At 35.8% G+C, this 21,258-nt stretch carries 21 protein-coding genes and 6 tRNA genes; 5 read left to right on the top strand and 22 right to left on the bottom strand.

The annotated features are described in order from the left end of the window. Positions 1-143: 143 nt before the first annotated feature. The 3 genes from D1B32_RS09120 to D1B32_RS09110 form a co-directional block, all read right to left on the bottom strand. The gene (locus D1B32_RS09120; RefSeq protein ID WP_095307000.1) at positions 144-2,081 is read right to left on the bottom strand and encodes an LTA synthase family protein; all 1,938 of its coding nucleotides are present in this window, start codon (positions 2,079-2,081) and stop codon (positions 144-146) included. A 385-nt stretch (positions 2,082-2,466) separates the two neighbouring features. Then, complete coding sequence (locus D1B32_RS09115; protein ID WP_095307001.1) at positions 2,467-3,438, bottom strand: ROK family glucokinase; 972 nt, start codon at positions 3,436-3,438, stop codon at positions 2,467-2,469. Positions 3,439-3,441: 3 nt separating this feature from the next. Then, positions 3,442-3,648 carry a YqgQ family protein gene (locus D1B32_RS09110; protein ID WP_095307002.1) on the bottom strand — a complete coding sequence of 69 codons (207 nt, stop codon included), beginning with the start codon at positions 3,646-3,648 and terminating at the stop codon, positions 3,442-3,444. Positions 3,649-3,849: 201 nt separating this feature from the next. Between D1B32_RS09110 and D1B32_RS09105 the strand changes: the two genes are divergently transcribed. Beyond that, a complete protein-coding gene (locus D1B32_RS09105; RefSeq protein WP_118889144.1) occupies positions 3,850-4,713 on the top strand; it encodes a hypothetical protein in 864 nt (287 codons plus the stop codon). Between the two features lie 28 nt (positions 4,714-4,741). On the opposite strand, the gene D1B32_RS09100 is transcribed toward D1B32_RS09105, so the two are convergent. The 4 genes from D1B32_RS09100 to rpmG all read right to left on the bottom strand — a co-directional run bounded on the left by D1B32_RS09100 (position 4,742) and on the right by rpmG (position 7,577). Further along, on the bottom strand, positions 4,742-6,289 hold the full coding sequence (locus D1B32_RS09100; RefSeq protein WP_118889143.1) for a rhomboid family intramembrane serine protease: 1,548 nt from the start codon (positions 6,287-6,289) through the stop codon (positions 4,742-4,744). A 164-nt stretch (positions 6,290-6,453) separates the two neighbouring features. Beyond that, positions 6,454-6,753 carry a hypothetical protein gene (locus D1B32_RS23710; RefSeq protein WP_158586228.1) on the bottom strand — a complete coding sequence of 100 codons (300 nt, stop codon included), beginning with the start codon at positions 6,751-6,753 and terminating at the stop codon, positions 6,454-6,456. Positions 6,754-6,787: 34 nt separating this feature from the next. Continuing rightward, positions 6,788-7,357: a 5-formyltetrahydrofolate cyclo-ligase gene (locus D1B32_RS09090; RefSeq protein WP_118889141.1), complete on the bottom strand. Its 570-nt coding sequence runs from the start codon at positions 7,355-7,357 to the stop codon at positions 6,788-6,790. 70 nt (positions 7,358-7,427) lie between these two features. After that, on the bottom strand, positions 7,428-7,577 hold the full coding sequence (gene rpmG / locus D1B32_RS09085; protein WP_017797039.1) for a 50S ribosomal protein L33: 150 nt from the start codon (positions 7,575-7,577) through the stop codon (positions 7,428-7,430). Positions 7,578-7,754: 177 nt separating this feature from the next. On the opposite strand from rpmG, the gene D1B32_RS09080 reads away from it, so the two are divergent. Then, the gene (locus D1B32_RS09080) at positions 7,755-7,991 is read left to right on the top strand and encodes a hypothetical protein (RefSeq protein ID WP_118889140.1); all 237 of its coding nucleotides are present in this window, start codon (positions 7,755-7,757) and stop codon (positions 7,989-7,991) included. 21 nt (positions 7,992-8,012) lie between these two features. Then, the gene (locus D1B32_RS24080; RefSeq protein WP_118889139.1) at positions 8,013-8,636 is read left to right on the top strand and encodes a hypothetical protein; all 624 of its coding nucleotides are present in this window, start codon (positions 8,013-8,015) and stop codon (positions 8,634-8,636) included. A 45-nt stretch (positions 8,637-8,681) separates the two neighbouring features. Here the strand turns inward: D1B32_RS24080 and phoU are convergent, their stop codons facing one another. From phoU to D1B32_RS09015, 12 genes are all read right to left on the bottom strand, one after another. Further along, on the bottom strand, positions 8,682-9,335 hold the full coding sequence (phoU, locus tag D1B32_RS09070; RefSeq protein ID WP_095307010.1) for a phosphate signaling complex protein PhoU: 654 nt from the start codon (positions 9,333-9,335) through the stop codon (positions 8,682-8,684). A gap of 152 nt (positions 9,336-9,487) precedes the next feature. Beyond that, positions 9,488-11,614, bottom strand: a complete 2,127-nt coding sequence (locus tag D1B32_RS09065) for a peptidoglycan D,D-transpeptidase FtsI family protein (RefSeq protein WP_118889138.1) — start codon at positions 11,612-11,614, stop codon at positions 9,488-9,490. Between the two features lie 144 nt (positions 11,615-11,758). Then, positions 11,759-13,030: an MFS transporter gene (locus D1B32_RS09060; RefSeq protein ID WP_118889137.1), complete on the bottom strand. Its 1,272-nt coding sequence runs from the start codon at positions 13,028-13,030 to the stop codon at positions 11,759-11,761. A gap of 95 nt (positions 13,031-13,125) precedes the next feature. Continuing rightward, positions 13,126-13,737: a superoxide dismutase SodA gene (sodA, locus tag D1B32_RS09055; RefSeq protein ID WP_095307014.1), complete on the bottom strand. Its 612-nt coding sequence runs from the start codon at positions 13,735-13,737 to the stop codon at positions 13,126-13,128. A gap of 188 nt (positions 13,738-13,925) precedes the next feature. Next, positions 13,926-13,998, bottom strand: a tRNA-Phe gene (locus tag D1B32_RS09050). Between the two features lie 42 nt (positions 13,999-14,040). Continuing rightward, positions 14,041-14,133 (bottom strand) — tRNA-Ser (locus D1B32_RS09045). Between the two features lie 9 nt (positions 14,134-14,142). Next, positions 14,143-14,219 (bottom strand) — tRNA-Ile (locus tag D1B32_RS09040). 18 nt (positions 14,220-14,237) lie between these two features. Further along, positions 14,238-14,313 (bottom strand) — tRNA-His (locus D1B32_RS09035). A gap of 21 nt (positions 14,314-14,334) precedes the next feature. After that, a tRNA-Met gene (locus tag D1B32_RS09030) sits at positions 14,335-14,411 on the bottom strand. Between the two features lie 3 nt (positions 14,412-14,414). Further along, positions 14,415-14,489, bottom strand: a tRNA-Asn gene (locus D1B32_RS09025). 311 nt (positions 14,490-14,800) lie between these two features. Next, entirely contained in the window at positions 14,801-16,426 is a 1,626-nt protein-coding gene (locus D1B32_RS09020; RefSeq protein ID WP_095307015.1) for a Na/Pi cotransporter family protein, read from the bottom strand. Positions 16,427-16,650: 224 nt separating this feature from the next. Next, complete coding sequence (locus D1B32_RS09015; RefSeq protein ID WP_095307016.1) at positions 16,651-17,280, bottom strand: NfeD family protein; 630 nt, start codon at positions 17,278-17,280, stop codon at positions 16,651-16,653. Between the two features lie 73 nt (positions 17,281-17,353). On the opposite strand from D1B32_RS09015, the gene D1B32_RS09010 reads away from it, so the two are divergent. Beyond that, positions 17,354-17,680 carry a protein YqfZ gene (locus D1B32_RS09010; protein WP_118889136.1) on the top strand — a complete coding sequence of 109 codons (327 nt, stop codon included), beginning with the start codon at positions 17,354-17,356 and terminating at the stop codon, positions 17,678-17,680. Between the two features lie 374 nt (positions 17,681-18,054). On the opposite strand, the gene D1B32_RS09005 is transcribed toward D1B32_RS09010, so the two are convergent. Next, a complete protein-coding gene (locus D1B32_RS09005) occupies positions 18,055-18,429 on the bottom strand; it encodes a hypothetical protein (protein ID WP_095307018.1) in 375 nt (124 codons plus the stop codon). Between the two features lie 269 nt (positions 18,430-18,698). Here D1B32_RS09005 and D1B32_RS09000 point away from each other — a divergent pair, with 269 nt between their 5' ends. Further along, on the top strand, positions 18,699-18,983 hold the full coding sequence (locus D1B32_RS09000; RefSeq protein ID WP_095307020.1) for a DUF2624 domain-containing protein: 285 nt from the start codon (positions 18,699-18,701) through the stop codon (positions 18,981-18,983). Between the two features lie 30 nt (positions 18,984-19,013). On the opposite strand, the gene D1B32_RS08995 is transcribed toward D1B32_RS09000, so the two are convergent. Then, a complete protein-coding gene (locus tag D1B32_RS08995; RefSeq protein ID WP_118889135.1) occupies positions 19,014-19,907 on the bottom strand; it encodes a deoxyribonuclease IV in 894 nt (297 codons plus the stop codon). A gap of 30 nt (positions 19,908-19,937) precedes the next feature. After that, the gene (locus tag D1B32_RS08990; RefSeq protein ID WP_118889134.1) at positions 19,938-21,251 is read right to left on the bottom strand and encodes a DEAD/DEAH box helicase; all 1,314 of its coding nucleotides are present in this window, start codon (positions 21,249-21,251) and stop codon (positions 19,938-19,940) included. Positions 21,252-21,258: the final 7 nt, after the last annotated feature.

Here is a 21,258-nt window from a genome sequence, read left to right as displayed (position 1 = left end):
AAAATTATTGTCTGGTAACTTTAATTTTATCAAAAGGTGTCCTTTTTGTATGCATAAAAAGAGCGGTACTCACCAACTTATTGGCGAGTACCACTCTTTTTAATTACTGGGGTTTTGTCCCAGCCTCATAGACTTTTTAACTTTTAGTTACTTGCTGCTTCCTTATCACCAAAATCAATAAAGCGGAACAGGTCACCATAAATCAAGTTATCAGAATAGGACAACTCTGTTTCAACTTTTTCAGTAATTGGACTACATGCATTTTCAGTACTTGACTGTGCCTTTTCTTCACCAGTTGCATCCAATTCTTCACTGTCTTCCTCTATCGGCTCACCAGTTTCACGATCATAGCACATACCATAGGTAGAAATATAATCATCACTGATAAAATCGCCATTTCTTAACGCAATATATCCTTTTCGTTCATCAGCGAACACATCGTTTCCAAAGTAAAGATCATCTTCAGCCTCAATACCTAACAGACTAAGAATTGTTGGTTTCATATCAATTTGACCAGTTACTTCAGACATTACTTTACCATTTCCATCACCAGGAATATGAATAAACATTGGCACTCGCTGCAATTGCACTTGATCATAAGGCGTTATTTCTTCTTTATCCAGGTACATACTCATTGCACGATTGTGATTCGCACTAATTCCAATATGATCTCCCATGATTATAATGATGGAATCTTCATATATACCAGCTTCTTTCAATTGATCAAAGAAGTCTTCTAGTGCTTCATCCATATACCTTACAGCTGGGAAATAGTTATTCAGCGTATTTGAATTTGAATCATATGGCTCAATTGACGTATCATCTTCTTCTAGCTCAAATGGAAAATGATTGGTTAGGGTAATAAATTTCGTATAGAAAGGTTGTTCCATTGATTGTAAATATTTAATAGATTGTTCAAAGAATGGCTTATCCTTTAAACCCCAGCCAACTGTGTTCTCATTCGTAATTTCATAAGCTGCTTCATCATAAAAATTGTCGATTTCTAAGCTCTTATACATGCCATCGCGGTTCCAAAAACTTTTGTTGTTTGCATGGAGAACGGATGATGTATAACCTTCTTCTTTAATTATCTCTGGAAGTGCATGATACTCATTACCGCCATGGGTAAAGAATACCGCCCCTCTAGATAGTGGGTAAAGCGAGTTTTCTATTAAAAACTCAGAGTCAGAAGTGTTTCCCTGACCTGTCTGTTCATAAAAATTCTCAAAATAATACGTATCTTCATCTTCGGTCAAGCTATTTAAGAACGGTGTTACCTCTTCCCCATTTACCTCATTATTAATTACGAATTGTTGTAGTGATTCAGCATTAATAAAGATTACATTCTTACCTTCGGCGGCCCCGAACATATCTGAATTCCCAGTGATCTTCACATTTTCATCGATATACTCTTGAATTTCCGGAATCTCGTTTCCGTCTGCAAAAACACGCTGTGATTCCGTTTTTGAATGAACAACTAAATCGTAAACATGATAGTTTAACAAACCAATATTTTTCACTAAATATTCACGATCAAAAGCTCGAGTAAATAGCTGCGGTCTTTCCATTTCTGCCAAGAAGAAGTTACCCGCAAGAAGTGCTAGTGACATTGCTAATGCAAATACCTTCCCGCTTTTCGGATATGCTACCGATAGCTTCGTTTCTTGTTTTTTACTTAAATACCAAATTAGAGCTGCATCAGCAAAAAACAGAATATCATAAGGCTTAATCAAGGTTAAAATACTCGAACCTAAATCTGCCATGTTACTTCCCATGAACAGCTGCGGAATTGTGATAAAATCGGTAAATTGGCGATAGAATACGAGATTTGCGAAAATGACAAATGAACCTATAAAGGCTGTGTACCTTAGAAATTTCATTTGACGAGAACGTTTGTTAAACCATACGCTAATCGCAAAAACAAGAAATGCCGATACAAACGGGTTAATTAATAATATTAACTCCTGCATTGAATTATCCAATTCAATATCAAACATAAATCGATAAACAAAGTAAGTTTTTAGCCCAAATAATAATGCTGCCATTATATATAAGGGGATGGTAGGTCTTTTAAACTTCATCTTGCTTCCTCCTAAAATAGTAAAACTCATTCCTATTGTATGTTTTAACCGTGGAATGTTTTTGCTGTTCTGTAACTATTCCATTAAGGATGTGTAACATCGTTACAGAAGAGACTTTTTCCATTTATTTTTCTAATCTAACACTTGCAAAGCATATGAACTTGTTCAATTCCGAGGTTTTTAGTAAAAAATATCTTTTCACGTCTAGCTTAATAGATGAAACATCACTTGCACCCTATTTCCCTTTATGATGGAACTGTAAACATTTGTTTACAAAGTTAGTACTATATAAGACGTCTAGGTCTTATAAAAGGTTTCAACTATTTTACATTTAATTTATATTTAGTAGCTTATTATTCTAATAGAAATCGGAAAAAAATCAAGTCTAACTATTGTCGTTATTCAACTTTTCCAATACTAAAGAAGCCCCTCCGATAATTCCTGCATCATTTCCAAGTTGTGCGATTTTAATTTCGCAGGCATCGGATACTCTTGGTAAAGCATATTTTCTAAAAGCGATTCGAATCTCATTAACAAGCAAGTCGCCCGCTTTTGAAACGCCGCCACCAATTAGAACTTTGGAAGGATTAATAATAACGCCCAGGTTAGCTATCACTTGACCTAGTACATCTGCAGTCCTTTTTACAATGCTAATTGCAATAGCGTCTCCATCCTTGGCCAAATCAAAGATGTCTTTTGCTGTAATTGCTTGATATTTTTTATAAATTTCTGCAGGCTTACTATCAGGATAACTCGCTATTTTATCCATAGCTTGACGTACAATGCCTGTTGCTGATGCTATTGTTTCAAGGCATCCATTATTTCCGCAATTGCATGCATAGCCATCTTTTTCAATGGTTAAATGACCAAGCTCACCAGCCATTCCATTTATTCCATTAAGTATGGAGCCATTAACAATAATACCTCCACCTACTCCGGTTCCAAGTGTCAAAGCAACCAAATTCTTTGCTTGATTACCTGCACCTGTCCAGTTCTCTCCTAGGACAGCAATATTAGCATCATTGGCAACAAACACAGGTAAGCTTGATTTTTCTTTTAATTGATCTGCTAAAGGGAAATCCTTCCATCCGATATTCACGGCTTCAGATACTATCCCTGAATCCATATCAATAAATCCTGGAGCTCCAACCCCTACACCTAAAAAAGAACTTATACTTAGATGTAATATGCTCAATTTACGCTCAATAGAAGCCCAAATCTCATCGACTATTGTAATACCGGCATTTAATTTATTTGTTGGTACCTCCCATTTTTCTAGAATTTCACCCTGTTGATTGATGATACCAATTTTTACAGATGTTCCCCCAATATCTATCCCCAATAGTAATTTTTCCATAACTTACTCGCCCCTTTTGTCCATAATGAGCCGTTTTTCTTTTTTTAATACCATTTTTGCATTTTGATATTCCGAGATTTGCACAAATTTCATCTGATACAATTCATCCAATTCCATCTCCATTAATTCCAGATCGCCTAAACGATCACCCGTATAGATGAACGAACCATAACGTTTCAATAATTGTTGTATATCATAAACATTTTTCATTAGAACCACCATTTCTCATTATACCAAAGAATTGAGAATTGAGGAATCATAAATCCATATAATGTAATTTATGATTTCCTGCGAATCAATTATTTAAATAACGGACTGTGCTAACTAAGATAATCAGGAAACTTAAACATAAATCCTCTCCATTGCTCATATTTTTTATAGACAAGTCATGAATAAAAGGAATGACAGATGATGAGAAAGTGGAAAATAATGCTGATATTTTTTACAATCCTAACTATTGGAGGTTTATTCATACTGAGAGCAAACACAGTTCCTACAATAAGTTTTTTTCCGTTAGATGAGAAAAGTTTTATAGATGAGGCAAATACTTCGTTAACATTAGAGTCTGTAACGGGATCAGACTCATATAACATTGGATGGAGTATAAATTCATCAAGCGATAAGAGTATGTATCTCAGACAAGATGTTTCACTGCTATTTGATAATGGTATTCTTCGTGGTGTACGTAGTAAGTGGGTTCAAAACACAGACCAAATTCATATGGATGAAACTGTTGAGAGTGAGGACTCCAGTCATTTTCAAAGTATTTCCTTCCACCATGGCGAAAATCACTATGGTGGAGAAGACATTAAAAGTGTACAAGCAATGACATATGATGAATTATATGTTATTGACTCTCCCACAACACCTATTAAAGCTTTTAAACAACCTGTTACACCGTTTGAATCCGAATGGAAAGAATTGCTTGACCGTTCTTCCAAGCAGCAATTACTTTTTCAATGGCATTTATTGATCCAGTATTTTCAAATCAACCCAGAAAATTATCGAGCAATTCCGTTGGTGGATTTATATAAATACAACAATAAACCACTCCCAAATATGTCACAACAAGAAACAGACGTATTAATTGGAAGGCTTTGGGAGGGGATATATAAAAATTATGTTATTCCGGCTTCTGAGTCATCAGAAAATCAACTTGAAAGCTACATACCTTTAATTTTAATCGATAAACAAAATACACATTTATACGTTCTTTTCGAATTAAATGGTGGACGTGAGCAACTAATTCAACGCATCCCTGAAATAAAGAATTAATAAAATAAAAGCGCCTTAATTGGCGCTTTTATTCAGGTGATTCTCCTGTGATTTTTTTATAAACCTCTGCAAATGATTCTTCATCCGGATTCAATTCATAGGCTTTCGTTATCATTTCTTTTGCTTCTTCTATTTGACCGTTACTGTCGTACAATAATGCCAGATTATAATACGCTTCAGGCAGCACTGGCTCATGTAATATACTCTGCTCTAAGTCCTCGACCGCTAAATTTAGCTCATTCAATTCAATATATGCATAGGAACGTTGAAATAAAATTGGACCCTGCATATCACCCTCAAGGTCTAGTGCTTCCGTTGCCACTTCTACAACTTCTTCAAATTGATTATCCAATAATAATTGCTCTATTTGCATTAAATAATTTGATTGATTATTCATATTACTATTCAATCCAAAGATGACAAGCCCTGTTATAAGCATAACATAAGCAATAAATCCAATTAATTGGGTTCGTACATTTTTCTTGTTAGGTAGGTGCATCATCGCTGATGCAAGAAATCCTGCTAGTAGTCCACCAATATGTGCTCCCATGTCAATCTGCTCAACGGAAAATCCTAGAACAATATTAATGAGAAGTATAATTAGTATATTGCTCCCCATTGTCTGAAAGAAAATCCGCTTATAAATAATACCAAAAAACAGCAATGCACCAAACAATCCAAAAATTGCTCCTGATGCTCCAGCAGACACGTTTGTTGTAAATGCAAAGCTTGCTAAGCCACCACCAATTCCAGCTAGGAAATAAATAAAAAGAAATCGGGTTCTCCCAAAAATCCGTTCCGTTGCTGTTCCTAAATAATAGATTGCGAGCATGTTCATTAATAGATGAAGGTAACCAATATGAAGAAACATCGAGCTTGCAATTCGCCACCATTCCCCTTCAATTATACTCGGGTTATATTTTGCACCCATTTCGATAAGAGTATTAATCGAAGTGCTGCCTCCATTCAACTCAAGCAAAATAAACAAAACAAGATTAATTGCAATTAATAAATATGTAAAATATGGCTTACCAAATGAGAAAACCTTTTCAACTTCCTTATGTTTGTTCTCAAGTACTCCTGTTAAATACCTCTTTTTATTTTGAATATCCTGCTCTTGTTGCTCTTCGTCAACATTTTCTGGAATTGTCCTGAGCTGTACATCTAAATCAGTCTGAAGTCTGTCGAATTCTTCAATAGAACCTTCATTATCTAAATAATATACTTTCATTTTTATTGGATTCTTCTCTTTTAGCTGCATCGGTTTCTTTAAGCTTTCCCAGTCATCTACTGGTGCGTGTGAGGATATGTAAACATTGTATAATTCTATATGTTTACCTGCTAATAATTTTTTCATTGCCTTTGCTTTCTGGAACACAATTGCAATATCTCGTTTCAAATGATTCTTCCAATCAAAGCCCTTCTGTATAAGACGTATTACGTTAGATCTTTTATTTACATATTTTTCGAGCCATATCTCATTCGTATTATGGTCGATATGCAGAATATCAAATTGCTGATTGGCTACTAGTTCGTATGCCATATGATAAAGCTTATATTGATCATCAAGATACATATAGTCACCTTCCTCTTCATTATCATAGCAGAACAACAGCCGTTTTCACAGAACGATGCATAAAAGCCAATTACAGCAGTTAGATAGGATATATCTAAACTGTATTGGTGGTTCTTAGAAAACTTGGCATTCGTCAAACTTTTAGGAGCATGCCCTAGTTGCACTTATGCAAGAAGGAAAGTTTTTATACTTTCTTTCTTGCCAATAAAAAAGAAGCTGCAATTACGCTGCCTCTTTTCATACATCACACCTCTGAAACCGAAAACATATTCTGTAACATTTTCGATCGTAGACTTGGGATCTTCATAGACAATACTACCGCTTTTTTCCTGATGAACCCAATGTTCAATAAAGCATCTAATATTTTGTACCTCGATCGATAGAAAAACATAGTTGATATCAACAGTAGAACTAAGACTATTCCTGTTCGCAATGAACCCACCTTCCTTCCAAATGGTATTCATAGTTTTTTTCCGAACAAGTAATATTATACGTTGATCAAGATTCTTGCGTATGTATGATTTTATTAGCTGTAATAACATATTGGACTGGAAGATCATGCTTTTCCTTTGGAATATGATCGACTAGCTGTTCATCGCTACATAAAGAAACCGTTTTTTGATTAAAATCGACTAAAAATCGATCATAATAACCTCCACCAAAACCGATTCGGTAACCGTGCTTATCGAATAATATTCCTGGAACAATTAGAAGGTCAATATCTTTTTTTGCAACGAATCGCTTTCTATCTGGAATTGGTTCAAGCAAATCGAAGTATACGGATTCAAGCTGATTAAAGGTATTAATTGCATAAAAATGCAGCTGCTTATCAACGGGAATACATTTTGGTACAACTATTCTTTTGTTTTGTTTCCAGCCAGCTTCGATAATTGAACCGGTTGCCCATTCAAAATCCTGAGCTATTGTCATCCCGATTGTATTTGCATTTTTCCATAGTTCTGATGAAAGCAATCTTTCCTTTAATTGGTCTTCAATTTGTTTTTTTTCATGCATTGCTATTTTTTTAAAACGATCGATTGCTTCCTTTCTTAACTTAGTTTTGTCCAAAGATTTCCCTCCTTCTCATATAAAAAACTCTTATCATATATATGATAAGAGTTTTTTCATTTAATTTCATTTATTTTGTTTCACGGTGCAAAGTGTGTTTTTTAAGACGTGGTGAATATTTCATAAGCTCAATACGTTCAGGGTTCGTACGTTTGTTCTTTGTAGAAATATAGTTACGATCTCCTGTTTCAGTACAAGCTAAAGTAATGTTTACGCGCATGATCTTCCCTCCAAACTTTAACAACTTGCTTTTTTATCATACATATTATTACGTACAGACTTTAATTATAATAGCAGAGTTTTTTAAACTTAGCAAGAATGTAACTAAAAAAATTATGGTTTTCTCATGTGATAAACTATGATATAACTATTAATGTATGCAAAAGGAGGGAATGCCATGTTAGTTGCAATAATTTCCATTATAATTGTTGCAGTTGTTCTATTTGTTTTATCCTACTTCATGCGTGACAAATTCGAAGAGCTGGAAACACAGCTTGAACAACTTTCGATTACGTCGATGCAGGATACATTTCAAATGAAGAAACAAATAAAGATCTTAGAAGAAGAGCTTATGCCTGCAGATTTAACCCAGGATGTACATTCAAATGATGAAAAAAACAGTGTATCAAATTAACAAGTATAGAAGGAGAAAATTATGAAACATACTGTACGTGCTTTTTCAGTTGGATTATTGACGAGCGCTGTTATCCTTTTCATCATTTTTTATTTTGTCGAAGACTCTGTAAAAAGTGTGGAGGAAATCGATGTTGAGGAAATGATTGAACACGTGGAAAGTGAAGGATATGCCGTCCTTGATCAACAAGAATATATTTCATATAGCGTTCAGAAAAAACAAGAAGCAGAAAATGCAGAAACAGAAAAATCCGATTCACCTAAAAACGACACGAAGGATAAGTCCTCGAAAGAAACAAAAGCTGAATCAAAACAAGAATCACAAGATAAATCAAAGAAAGAAACGTCTGATGAATCTGATGACTCAAACGAAGATTCAGATGATGAAATCAAAAAAGAAGATAATAAAGAAAATGTAGAGAAAGAACCTGAAAATAACGTTGTTCAGTACACGTTAACAATTAGCCCAGGAATGGCTTCCTCTGATATTAGTGCACTTCTAGCTGAACAAAATATTATTGACAATGCTTCAGAATTTAACAGTTATTTGGACGAGCATGAGTATAGTCTTCACGTCCAGATTGGAACATTTGAAGTATCGAATGATATGAGTTTTTACGAAATTGCAGAACGAATTGCACGATAAATAAAAATGCTGGCAGCAGGAAGTGATTCCCGTTGCCAGCATTTTTTAATTTAAGTTATAGTTTTCGCCTTTAACCAAATAAAGAATATTTTCTCCAATATTCGTTATATGATCAGCAAATCGCTCTAAATACCTTGCACAGAATGCAACTTGCATAACATATTGAATTCTATCAGGATTTACTGCCGTTTCTCCTAATAATTCACTAACAATTGTTTTATACAAGTGATCAACCTCATCGTCCATCACCGCTAACTTTCTTGCAACTGTAATATCTTCATATTTGTAAGCTTGTATAGCAGTGTACATCATATCTTTTGTCATGTTATACATTTTTCTTATATCATTCGGAATGATCGATGCATTTTCTCCTAAATGAATCGTGGCAGTTGCAATGTTTTTAGCATTATCAGCCATTCGTTCAATATCCGTTAAAATTTTTAGCGCTGTAATTACCCTTCTTAAATCGGTCGCTACTGGTTGTTGCTTTGCAATCAATAAAATCGTTTTATCGTTCATTTCAAGTTCTTTGCGATCGATTTTTTTGTCATTGGCAATTACCTGCCTCGCAAGCTCTATATCCTGACTGTATAACGCATCAACCGCATCATCTAAAGCTTGGCCTGCTGCGTTGGCCAGTTTAATAATGTCTTCATTCAATGCGTTAAGTTCACTTTGAAACTGTTCACGAGTTGTCATCCATATCCCCCATTTTTTATATTGCATTCTGCACGAATAGTGGAATGTCGTAGTCTTATTATATAGCAATAGTATTAAGATAATGTTAACCTTTTGTAATTTATATTATAAAAAAGCCTAAAATCTCACGTTATGAAATTTTAGGCAAATATTTATTCTTGTTCCTCTTCTTCTGTCTCTTCTTGTTCAGAATCCTCATCACTAGCTCTATCTCGTTCTTCTTTTAGGTCAAAGTAAGTTTCCAGTATTTGTTTACCAATTTGTTGTGGTATATTGTGATTATTCTCTGTTCCAGTAAATGGTGTAAGAATTGCAAATGCGATTTCAGGCTCGTCGAACGGTGCATAACCAATTAATGCCAAATTTCGTGTGTCAGCAAGTTTTTGTCCATCTCTATATACAGCCGTTTCAGCAGTACCAGTTTTCCCTGCTGGATTGTATGGGGAATTACCAAAATTACTATACGCTGTTCCGTTAGGTGTCTGAAATACCTGACGGAAGCCATCTTGAACACGTTGAATATTATCATCACTCATTTGAATTCGATTTAGCACTTCTGTATTCACCGAACTGTATAATGGGCCTAATTCATCCTGGGAAGCGATTGGATCATGAACCTCTTTCAGAAAATGTGGCCGTACACGATAGCCATCGTTTGCAATCGTTGCTGTATATTGTGCTAATTGCATGGTTGTATAAGTATCGAACTGGCCAATCGCATTATACATCAACTGACCCGGCGTAACAATATTCCCTTCTAAACCGGTCGATTCATGTGGAAAATCAATGCCTGTGCTTGAGCCTAATCCAAATTGTCTATAGTAGTTACGCATTTCCTGAAAGCCCTGTCGCCAGTTATCATTAAGTGAAGGTGGAGCATTTTCCGGATACGGGTAACGGTTTTCTCCCATCATTTTTAATGCAATATACCCCATATACACGTTTGAGGACTTCTGTAATGCCGTTATATCATTAACCGTTCCTAATCCGGTTGACCACGATCTCAGAGCTGGTGTCGCCGCAATCTTAATCGGACTATCATAAAAGCTCTGCCCTGGTGTAATTACTCCGGATTGTAAACCAGCCAACACAGTTGCTCCCTTAACAACCGACCCTGGTTCATGTGCATCTGACAAGGTTTTAAATGCAGCATCTTCGTATTCACCATTTTTCCGATCATAGTGAATTCCTGAAACAGCTAGAAGATCGCCTGTCTGAGGATCTATCACTACTGCAAGAGCATCTTCCAAATAACGATTCGTATGTGGATACTTTGTGATCGCTGTCTGCAATTCTTTTTGGACGATTTTGTCCACTTCTTCTTGGAACTCCATATCAATGGTTAGAACAAGGTCTTTTCCGCGTTCACCTTCAACAATTGTTTCCGAGCCAATAAGCGTTCCGTTTTTTGTCGTCGTGTATTGAATTTGTTCCTTCCTGCCGCGTAATAGATCCTCATATTGTTGTTCTAAACCACTTCTACCAACTCGATCATTTCTGCTGTAACCTTTACTTAAATAATTTGCTTCTTCTTCAGCTGGTATTCCTTGCTCTTGTGTCGTTATGCTACCAAGCAGACTCGTTAATGAAGAACCATATGGATATTTTCGGTTCCAGTCTGTTGTAGCATTTATTCCTGGTAGTTTATCTAAATTCTCTGCAATTCTTGCATATTCCTCTGCAGTTACATTTTCATTTTTTACAATCTGAGGTGTTAAAGAATAAGCCTTATCCAATTCCTTCTTAATTGCTATTACTTCTAGCTCTTGTTTTGAAAAATCCTGGATTTCATCCTCGGTTATTCGTTCGAGTGTAGCTTGATATACTTCTGCATTAGACATGTTTTCTTTTTCTTCAGCTGAAAGTCGTTCATCTACCTCCTCTTTATTTAACAAATACCAGTATTCTTTACGATTTCTTTCGGTAATCCCTTTAAGCGTCTTTTCATCATCCATCTTAATGTATTCCGCTAACGTCTCTGCAAGCTCTAGACGATCTTCTGCTTGTACTCCTTTTGGCGGTGTGTACGTTATCGAATATAATGCTTCATTATCAACGATAACATCACCATTTCGATCATATATTTTACCCCTGGGTACAGGGATTTTAGTTGTATCCAAGTTCGTCCGTTCGATTTCCTGCTGGAAGTCCTCCCCATTTAAAATCTGAACAACTCCTAGTTGCAGAATCAATACGGAAAACAATAAAAACACAACAAAAAACAACATATTAATCCGAAAGGGCAGCTGTGCTCTCTTCTTTTTTTTCTTCTTACTCATTTATTTTCCCCCAGTGAAAATAATAATTTTTTCATTAGTAAATTTGGCGATTTTAAGCCTTTAGGTAAATGACCTGGTTGATCAGATAAGAAATTTTTATGCTATCTTATATGATCAACAACCTTATCACTAATTTTACCATATTTAACGATTTTTTTCGTCTGTAATTTGTTCTTTTAATAAAATCTCTTTCTTTTTTGGGCTACCTAAATAAATCTTACGTACTGCAAAGTAAATCATAAAATGACCTGCACCGAAAATCGCAAGTAAAACGGGAATAACCTCTTCCGCCCGAAAGAAATATACGCCTGCAAGAAAAACGAATATTGATAGAACTCGTCCACTATTTAGAAACAATTCACGAACAACCATATATTCTACACGCATTTCGCCAGCTTTCCAAGCCTTACCGATTACATCAAAGGTAAGTGATACATACGGTACATTTATTACCGGGTATGCAATTCCAATTACAATTGCATAAATCATGAGTAAGAGATAGTTTATCTCGATAATGATAATAAAGAGGGAAAGGTAAAGAAGTGTTGCTCCAACGAGTATCGCCTTTTTGCGCATAGAAGGTTTAATAAATTTCGTAGCAATTAAATAAAAAACTGCAGATAGACCCGATAGAAACATGTTAAATGTTCCAAGCGCGAATTCACTTTTTGTTACTAAGAAAACCCAGATTGAAATAACAAAAGCAAAAATTCCTTCTCTTAACCCCTGAAAAAAATGTGCATGAAGAATTCTATTCCAATTTTTATTACGATGCCTTTCCCCTAAAATTCGCTTAAAGCGAAAAACTCCTTCTGCACCTCGGCGTTTCAATAGAAAACTAATTCCAACGGCACACGCAAATAAAGCGAAGGAAATCCCAAATATAACCGTATAACCAATATTATTGGTCATTTTAGCGATAATTGCCCCAGCTAAAAGTGGGCCTGTCATTCCACCTAAAGACTGCAAAATTCCAAGAAAACCATTGAAAAAATCTCTCGTATCAGGCTCTGTTATTTCGAATGTTAATACATTATAAGCTAGCCAATAAAAACCATAACCAATTCCCAATAAGCTACCGAGTAAGAAGTTATATTTTGAAGCTTGATCACCAATAAGAAGAACACTTAAGAAAAACACGCATAGAAAAATAACGCCCAATCTCAATACAATAATCCGATCTACCTTTTTGGCGAGCTTTCCTGCAAGTATAAAAGTAATTGGCTGAAATAGACAAATTGCTAAATTATAATTAGCAATAGTAATGTAGTCCCCTGATTGTTTCCATAAGTATATATTTACAAACGTATTGGATAGAAAAATCCCAAGTGAATAGAGTCCACCAATGAGCAGTAAAATCAATAAGTCACGATTACTTTCCATTTTATTTTGAAAAAACAGGATCACCTTTTGCATAGTCGATTACTCCTTTTGCGTCTCTCTTAGTGTGAACGAAGGAGTAACAGATATACCAAAAAAACACGCGGAATTAACCGCGTGTTTTTCTTCATTTATTTTGCTTCGTTATAGTTTTTTGCTACTTCATCCCAGTTAACAACATTCCAGAATGCTGAAATGTAATCTGGACGTCTGTTTTGGTAGTTTAGATAGTACGCATGCTCCCAAACGTCTAAGCCCAATAATGGTGTTTTTCCTTCCATTAATGGAGAATCTTGGTTTGGAGTGCTTGTGATTTCTAATTCACCATTATTTAATACGAGCCATGCCCAGCCTGAACCAAAACGTCCTGCTGCAGCTGCTGCAAATTGTTCTTTAAATGCATCTAGCCCACCAAATTTAGCGTTGATTTTATCTGCAAGCTCGCCAGTTGGCTCGCCCCCGCCATTTGATGAAAGAAGCTTCCAGAACAAGCTGTGGTTAGCATGTCCTCCGCCATTATTACGTACTGCAGTACGAATGTTCTCAGGAACTGCATTTAAATCACTGATAAGTGCTTCAACTGATTTTCCTTGAAGATCTGTTTGTCCTTCTAGTGCTTCATTTAATTTGGTAACATACGTGTTGTGGTGCTTCGTATGATGAATATTCATTGTCTCTTTGTCGATAGTTGGTTCCAATGCATCGTATGCATAAGGTAACTCAGGTAGTTCAAATTTTGCCATAATTTTTTCCTCCTTAAATGAATCCAAGTTATTAAGGTTTGTCGAACCTTTAATTAAAAGGTTATCAGAGCTTTGCTATTCATGCAAATTTTTTGCCTTATAAAATACAAGAATCTTATCATTTTTTGGTAGATTAAATTATTTAATTTATGCAAAAGAAAAAACAAGCAATATGCTTGTTTGGAAAGTGGCTCGGGACGGAATCGAACCGCCGACACACGGATTTTCAGTCCGTTGCTCTACCGACTGAGCTACCGAGCCGTTATGTAATTATAAAATCTAGTCTGCTTATAAAATACTAAATGGAGGAGGTAGAGGGATTCGAACCCCCGCGCGGTTTGACCCGCCTGTCGGTTTTCAAGACCGATCCCTTCAGCCGGACTTGGGTATACCTCCGTATTTTTTTGGTGGACCCTGCAGGACTCGAACCTGCGACCGATCGGTTATGAGCCGATAGCTCTAACCAACTGAGCTAAGGGTCCTGGAAATTTGTTAAATAATGGGGCGACCGGTGGGGATTGAACCCACGTATGCCGGAGCCACAATCCGGTGCGTTAACCACTTCGCCACGACCGCCATTATGTAATTAATTATGTATGGTAGCGGCGGAGGGGATCGAACCCACGACCTCACGGGTATGAACCGTACGCTCTCGCCAGCTGAGCTACGCCGCCACTTGGCTCCACAGGTAGGATTCGAACCTACGACCGATCGGTTAACAGCCGATAGCTCTACCACTGAGCTACTGTGGAATAGTTAGAAAACATGTCTGAAATTTTTATTTCAATTTGTAATTTTAACTTTTTAGTAATTATTACTTCTTATAGGTTATTAGCGACAAAATATAATTTACCATGTTTTAGATTTGCTGTCAATACTTTTTTGCACAACACAAAACTTTATAATCAAACGCAAAATTTTTATGTACTTGTCTTTTCTGCGACTGCGAGATTTATAATATCACGTTCTAAAATTTATTTCAACACATAAATGGATAAATTGTTATTTTTTGTAGAAAATTTTAATTTTATATAATAAAAAAAGGAGGTCTCCCCCCTTTTATTTACTCACCTAAAACTTCTTCGGCAATATTAACTGCATGATCACCAATTCGTTCCAAGTTACTGATAATATCTACAAAAACGATACCAGCTGACCCACTGCATAATCCTTCATTCATACGAATGATATGCTTTTTGCGGAATTGGCGCTCCATTTTGTCGATTTTATCTTCTTTTTGGATAACTTCTAATGCCGCTTCACGATCCATTTTATCAAGTGATTCTACTGCTTGCTTAACCGTTAAGAGTGTTAAATCAAACATCGTATTTAAATCTTCCAGTGCTTGCTCTGTTAAGTTAACTTTATTCGATATTTTATAATCAATTAACTCAATAATATTCTCATAATGATCGCCAATTCTTTCAATATCACGAACTGAATTCATTAATGAAGTGTGCTTTACACTTTCCGCATCAGATAATGATCCAGCTGCAATATTAACGAGATAATCCGTTATTTTACGGTCTAAGTTATTTAGTGCGCCTTCAACCTGCATCGCCATTTCCGAATGTTTTTGGTTTTGTGTGGTAACGTACAGATTCGTTTCCTCTAAGCCTTGATGTGCATATTCACCCATCCGAATAATTTCTGCTTTTGCTTGATCCAATGCTAGCGTTGATGACTGTTGAATAAAAATAGGATCTAGGTGTTTTGGATTATATTCGATAATTGTATCCTCACCTGGAATAATTTTTGTTACAATCCATGCTAAGGCACCTATAAACCAAACTTGAATCAACGTATTAATAATATTAAAACTACCGTGCGCAAAGGCGATAGTCATTTCAGGATTTAAATTTAAGCTCGCCTGTAAATAGCCGACATAACTTGTAAATAATCCTAGGAATATAAGGAAAATGATTGTTCCTACAAGATTAAAAATAACATGTGTTAATGCAGCTCTTTTAGCTGTAATACTTGTACCTATTGCGGCCAAGACTGCTGTTATTGTTGTACCAATATTATCTCCGAATAATACTGGAATAGCTGCTTCTAATGCTATCGCTCCTTCTGAGAATAGTCCCTGAAGGATACCAATCGTTGCGCTTGAACTCTGTACAATTAATGTAAATACTGTACCAACAACTACTCCTAATACTGGGCTTGCAGCCATACTTACTGTTAATTCATGAAATGCCTCAAGAGAACGCAATGGAGACATTCCACTACTCATTAATTCTAAACCGAAAAATAATGCTCCGAAACCAAAAATAGTTTGTCCAACTGCGGTAACCTTTTGATTTTTAAAGAAGAATAAAATTAATGCACCAATTGCAAGAATTGGTAAAGCGTATTCGCCAATATCAAGCCCGATAACAAACGCGGTTATTGTCGTACCAATATTAGCACCCATAATAACTCCAATTGCTTGTCTTAGCGTCATAAATCCAGCATTAACCAAACCAACCGTGAGTACAGTTGTTCCTGAACTACTCTGAATCAAACATGTTACGATAATCCCTGCTAAAACGCCTAGAAATGGGTTGGTGGTAAACCGGTCTAATATATTGCGCAGACGGTCGCCTGCTGACTTTTGAAGCCCGTCTCCCATAAATTTTATACCGAGTAAGAATATTCCTAAACCACCAATAAACTCGAATAATAACGTTTGTAAATCGATATCCACTATTGCTTTCATCCCTTCATTCTATGTTGAATCTTGTCGCTTGCGCCTCTCCCATTATTAATGATTTGTTAACCATTTGTAAAGGTTTAAGTTGAATAATTTACATTAAATTTACATAAAGATTTTTCTTCTATTTAGTAACTACCCTTAACATAGGTTTTTCATTCTTTTTTTCTCAAAAAAAAGACAATTTCCTAATACTAGGAAATTGTCTTTTAGAACATCTATGATATTTTTTCAACTAATATTTTTGTCCCATCTACTTGTGTAACCTTTACTTTACTATTCTTCGGAATCCATTGTCCGTCAGATACCGCACTATAATCTTTTTTGTTTATTTTTACAGTTCCAACAGGTCTCAGATCGTTTAACGTAATTCCTTCTTTACCAACTAACTGCTCATATTCCATATTCATAGAGTTATAGCCCGCTTCTTTTGTTAACTGGTCTTTCAAAGCAAGCTTTGTCCACATCTCTCTACGTTTAAATACTTTTAAGAAGAAGAAGGAAGCACCAGTGCCTAATAATACCCCTAAAACAGCGTATAATCCCGAAGTAAGATTATCTGCAGCCAAAGCAACAGACGTTAGCATACTTGCAAGACCTATAGTTGCAAGTGTTCCATCATTCAGTAGCTTGCCATCAATTATAATAAGTAATAATCCTACAAAATATATAATAAGCATAAGAATAAAAGAACTACTTCCAACGTAAGCTGCAAAGTATACGGTAATAAATCCAATACCTAGCAGTCCAAAAAAACCTCGCATATTAACTAAAACTTCACCAATTAAAAAAAGTGTAGCTAAAAATGTTATAACAAATCCTATCCATTGGAGATCAAAGATATCCATTTTTTATTTCCCCCTCTCTAATTTAATCATACGTATGGAATTGTAAATGGTTTCACCCAAAAGGAGAATTTTTATGTATACACTAAAAAAGCTTACACTCTATACACTCATTATATTGCTGATTATAAGTATTTTTCAAGACTTAATGGTTAGCAACAGCAGGAATGTTGAACATGACGCTGAACAAATAAAGATTTCCTCCAGTAATGAATATACAATTGCACATGTAAAAGTTCTACCTGGAGATACCATTTTTTCAATTGTTGAATCGCTGAATGAAGATAGCATTTCAATGTTTCATTCAGAGGATATAATCAAGCATTTTAAAGAATTAAACCCAACAACAGACCCACACAAACTAAAACCTGATACATTTTACTACTTTCCCTTATACCAATGAATCATTATATAAAGTCCTGTTAAACCATGACCGTTATCAAAAACTAAAACGTTGCTCTAACCATTCCGAGTGAGCGGAGGGCGGTTATTAATCGAAAAAAACAATTTTATTCGTGCAATATAAAAGCTGACGAAACATTCCTTGTCCTGTGGGAACAGCACGTGTTTGAAATCTCACCGGCTCTTCTTTCGGTGAGGCTGAATCCGTGCACTCTGGCGCGCATCCGAAGCGAACCGGACGGCAATAGTTGCTCATACTAAGCAATTAGGTTAATTCGCAGTTAAAAGGATTATTTATTGGTAGTAATGTTAATTTCTGTAAATAAAAATCAAGGTAATAAAAAGAGGCTGAAGAAATCAGCCTCATACGTTTTGTTAAAAGAATGGTAATATAAAAAGTGTGATTAAAATGGATATTGCTCCAGCTGCAATTGCTATATTTCCTAGTGTATCTGCGCCACGACTTCTGGATACAAAACCGAAGATTATTCCAGCGACTCCAAGAACCACTGGCCACATAAAGAAGGATATTACAGAAAGTGCTATACCAATCCATCCGTAAACAGTTGTTGCACCTTCATGACTACGGTCATCAGATTGCAGTTCGTAATCATCTGCTGTAAATTCGGCAGCAAATTCCTCATTCCTTAAACTATCTGACTCAATCCCGATAAAATCCTGGTCTTCGGTATGTTCTCCGTGATTTGGAGCTGGTGTCGTTTTATCTGTACGTCTGTTCATTTCGTCCATATCTTCAAGACCTCCTTATCCATTAATGAGGTGCAATTATAGTTTATGGAAAGAATCAATTTATAAAGGTGTTATTTATTGGCAGATAAGAAAATATAACACTTTTTTATCTGTTAAGTGCCATTGTGCTATCCGCCCAAAGCTTGTACTTTAAAGTATCAAGGACTTCTAAGTAAAGCAAAGACGCCTTCTAAGAGGTTAAATGATTAAATTTCACCAATTGAACAACTGGGCATAGAATAAGGTGTAATTATGAGGAGGATGAATGCATGTCAATATTTATTAAGGAAATGATAAAAAACAAACTAAAGAACCTTTCAGCTGAAGAGCTTCTACACTACAGTAAACAGTATGGTTTCCAATTAACTGAAAAGCAAGCACAGCAAATCGCCATATACTTACGTAAGAATACACGTGACCCATTTAATCAAAAAGCACGTCAAGAAATGTTTAAACATTTAGCAACAATAACTGATGAACAAACGGCTACTAAAGCAGAGCAATTATTGTATACATTAGTTCAATCCTATGGCTTAGAACATTTATTTCAATAATAAAGGAATAGCGCAGGCGCTATTCCTTTATTATGAATTCATAATTTTCTCTTTTAAATCCTCTACAAACGATCCGTTGCGAATCATATCAATTTCCAGCTTATATGGAGCTTTTTTATCCTTTTTATCTGTTCCTACATACGGTGTTTCAAGAATTTTTGGTAATGCGGTTAACTGTGGATGGTGAACAACATAATGTAATGCTTCGAAACCAATATGTCCAAAACCAATATTTTCATGTCGATCTTTATGAGCGCCGCGTTCATTTTTACTGTCATTTACATGAACAACTTTAATCCGGTCCACTCCAATAATTTTATCAAATTCATTCAGGACACCATCAAAATCGTTAACAACGTCATAACCTGCATCGTGAATATGGCATGTATCCATACAGATAGAAAGATTTTCATTATGTGTGACACCATCAATTATTTTTGCTAGTTCATCAAATGTACGACCTACTTCTGAGCCTTTTCCAGCCATAGTTTCTAATGCAATTTGGACTGTGCTATCTTTTTCAAGCACTTCATTTAGCCCTTCAATAATCTTTTTTATTCCAACTTCCGACCCCTCACCAACATGGGCACCAGGGTGGAGCACAATTTGACTTGCTCCGATAGCTGCAGTGCGGTCAATTTCATTACGCAGGAAATTGACACCAAGTTCAAATGTAGCAGGTTTTATCGCATTTCCAATATTAATAATATATGGTGCGTGTACAACGATATCCGACATACCATGCTGCTCCATATGTTCACGACCCGCCATTATATTTAATTCATCAATTGGCTTTCTTCTCGTGTTTTGTGGTGCACCGGTATAAATCATAAAAGTATTTGCTCCATATGCTAAAGCTTCTTCACTTGAACCTAACAACATTTTTTTTCCGCTCATTGATACATGTGATCCAATTTTTAACACTTGTTGCACCTCTCCCTATTTCTATAAAATCTATTTCTTATATTTAGTACGCTTTGATAATTGACGTTTAATGGACTCTTGCTGTTTTTTCATTTTTTTCTTATAGCCCGGCTTTACCTTTTTCGCTTTACGAACCTGTTTCCAAGCCTCTTTTTCAATATTCGTGGTTGTTTTTGTGCGTAAGTGCCGTTCGTTCCAGGACTTTGCTTCTTTCCATTCTCCATTTTTCACTTCCATATAGGTGAAGGTTAGTCCTTTTTGTTCGAGTTTTTCAACTAATGGCAAATCCGCTTCATCATAGATGCTGATTGCTGTACCTTCCATTCCAGCTCTTGCAGTTCGGCCAACGCGATGAATATAAAACTCCTCTTCCTTTGGTATTTGAGCGTTAATGACGTGACTGACTCCTTTAATATCAATTCCTCTGGCTGCCAAGTCTGTTGCAACGACGTATTGATAGCGTAAATTTTGAATATCCTTCAGGACACGTTTTCGCTCTCTGGGTGTTAGCCCACCATGAATTAAGCCAACGTCTAACCCTCTTTCCTGTAATGAATCAGCTAGTTCGTTTGCTTGTTTTTTTCCATTTGTAAAAACAATTGCCAAATATGGCTGGATTGCTTCTGATATATCATAAATAATATCTGCTTCATTACGATGTTTACGCGCAATTAATCGATGCTCCATCGTTTCCGGCGAGAAATGCTCATCTATTTTCACATATAACGGATTTTCCAAATACTTTTTGAAAAAATGCTGTAAACGTTGTGGAATTGTCGCTGAAAATACCATTAATTGAATATCTTTTTGCGACCGGATTAGTAATTGATCCACGTCTTCAATGAAACCAAGGTCCAGCATTAGATCTGCTTCATCAATTACGAAAGAAGTCGCTGAATAAATTGAAATCGCCTCATCCTTAACAAGGTCGAGAATTCTACCTGGTGTGCCGACAATTATATGTGGTGGTGTTTTTAATTTCTCCGCCATTTTTTGTTTATCAGTTCCACCTACTAATAGCTTCGCAACCCATGTGCCTTCTTTTTCCGCAAAGTCAATAATTGTTCTTACTTCGTTGTAAATTTGTGTTGCTAGTTCTCGTGTAGGAGCTGTTATCACAAATTGAACTTCTCGTTTATTCGTATTAATTCGATTAAAAAGTGGAAGTAAATAGGCATGTGTCTTCCCAGATCCAGTGCGCGATTGACCAATTACACTTTCTCCTTTTAGAATTGCAGGTATTACTTTGCTTTGTATTTCTGTTGGTTGGTTAAATCTCAGCTTCTCAATAGCATGATTTAATGGAGGCTCGAAAGCGAAAGGGTCAAAGTTATTTTTTTTCATAGTTGTA

The sequence above is a fragment of the Oceanobacillus profundus genome, assembly GCF_003515705.1.
GTDB lineage: Bacteria > Bacillota > Bacilli > Bacillales > Amphibacillaceae > Oceanobacillus > Oceanobacillus profundus.
This window is presented reverse-complemented; position numbering and strand designations above follow the sequence as displayed.

What these genes read in the sequence shown, in the direction of transcription:
- D1B32_RS09120 (WP_095307000.1), bottom strand. Translation starts at nt 2,081, where the DNA reads ATGAAGTTTAAAAGACCTACCATCCCCTTATATATAATGGCAGCATTA.
- D1B32_RS09115 (WP_095307001.1), bottom strand. Translation starts at nt 3,438, where the DNA reads ATGGAAAAATTACTATTGGGGATAGATATTGGGGGAACATCTGTAAAA.
- D1B32_RS09110 (WP_095307002.1), bottom strand. Translation starts at nt 3,648, where the DNA reads ATGAAAAATGTTTATGATATACAACAATTATTGAAACGTTATGGTTCG.
- D1B32_RS09105 (WP_118889144.1), top strand. Translation starts at nt 3,850, where the DNA reads ATGAGAAAGTGGAAAATAATGCTGATATTTTTTACAATCCTAACTATT.
- D1B32_RS09100 (WP_118889143.1), bottom strand. Translation starts at nt 6,289, where the DNA reads ATGTATCTTGATGATCAATATAAGCTTTATCATATGGCATACGAACTA.
- D1B32_RS23710 (WP_158586228.1), bottom strand. Translation starts at nt 6,753, where the DNA reads ATGAATACCATTTGGAAGGAAGGTGGGTTCATTGCGAACAGGAATAGT.
- rpmG (WP_017797039.1), bottom strand. Translation starts at nt 7,577, where the DNA reads ATGCGCGTAAACATTACTTTAGCTTGTACTGAAACAGGAGATCGTAAC.
- D1B32_RS09080 (WP_118889140.1), top strand. Translation starts at nt 7,755, where the DNA reads ATGTTAGTTGCAATAATTTCCATTATAATTGTTGCAGTTGTTCTATTT.
- D1B32_RS24080 (WP_118889139.1), top strand. Translation starts at nt 8,013, where the DNA reads ATGAAACATACTGTACGTGCTTTTTCAGTTGGATTATTGACGAGCGCT.
- phoU (WP_095307010.1), bottom strand. Translation starts at nt 9,335, where the DNA reads ATGACAACTCGTGAACAGTTTCAAAGTGAACTTAACGCATTGAATGAA.
- D1B32_RS09065 (WP_118889138.1), bottom strand. Translation starts at nt 11,614, where the DNA reads ATGAGTAAGAAGAAAAAAAAGAAGAGAGCACAGCTGCCCTTTCGGATT.
- D1B32_RS09060 (WP_118889137.1), bottom strand. Translation starts at nt 13,030, where the DNA reads ATGCAAAAGGTGATCCTGTTTTTTCAAAATAAAATGGAAAGTAATCGT.
- sodA (WP_095307014.1), bottom strand. Translation starts at nt 13,737, where the DNA reads ATGGCAAAATTTGAACTACCTGAGTTACCTTATGCATACGATGCATTG.
- D1B32_RS09015 (WP_095307016.1), bottom strand. Translation starts at nt 17,280, where the DNA reads ATGGATATCTTTGATCTCCAATGGATAGGATTTGTTATAACATTTTTA.
- D1B32_RS09010 (WP_118889136.1), top strand. Translation starts at nt 17,354, where the DNA reads ATGTATACACTAAAAAAGCTTACACTCTATACACTCATTATATTGCTG.
- D1B32_RS09005 (WP_095307018.1), bottom strand. Translation starts at nt 18,429, where the DNA reads ATGGACGAAATGAACAGACGTACAGATAAAACGACACCAGCTCCAAAT.
- D1B32_RS09000 (WP_095307020.1), top strand. Translation starts at nt 18,699, where the DNA reads ATGTCAATATTTATTAAGGAAATGATAAAAAACAAACTAAAGAACCTT.
- D1B32_RS08990 (WP_118889134.1), bottom strand. Translation starts at nt 21,251, where the DNA reads ATGAAAAAAAATAACTTTGACCCTTTCGCTTTCGAGCCTCCATTAAAT.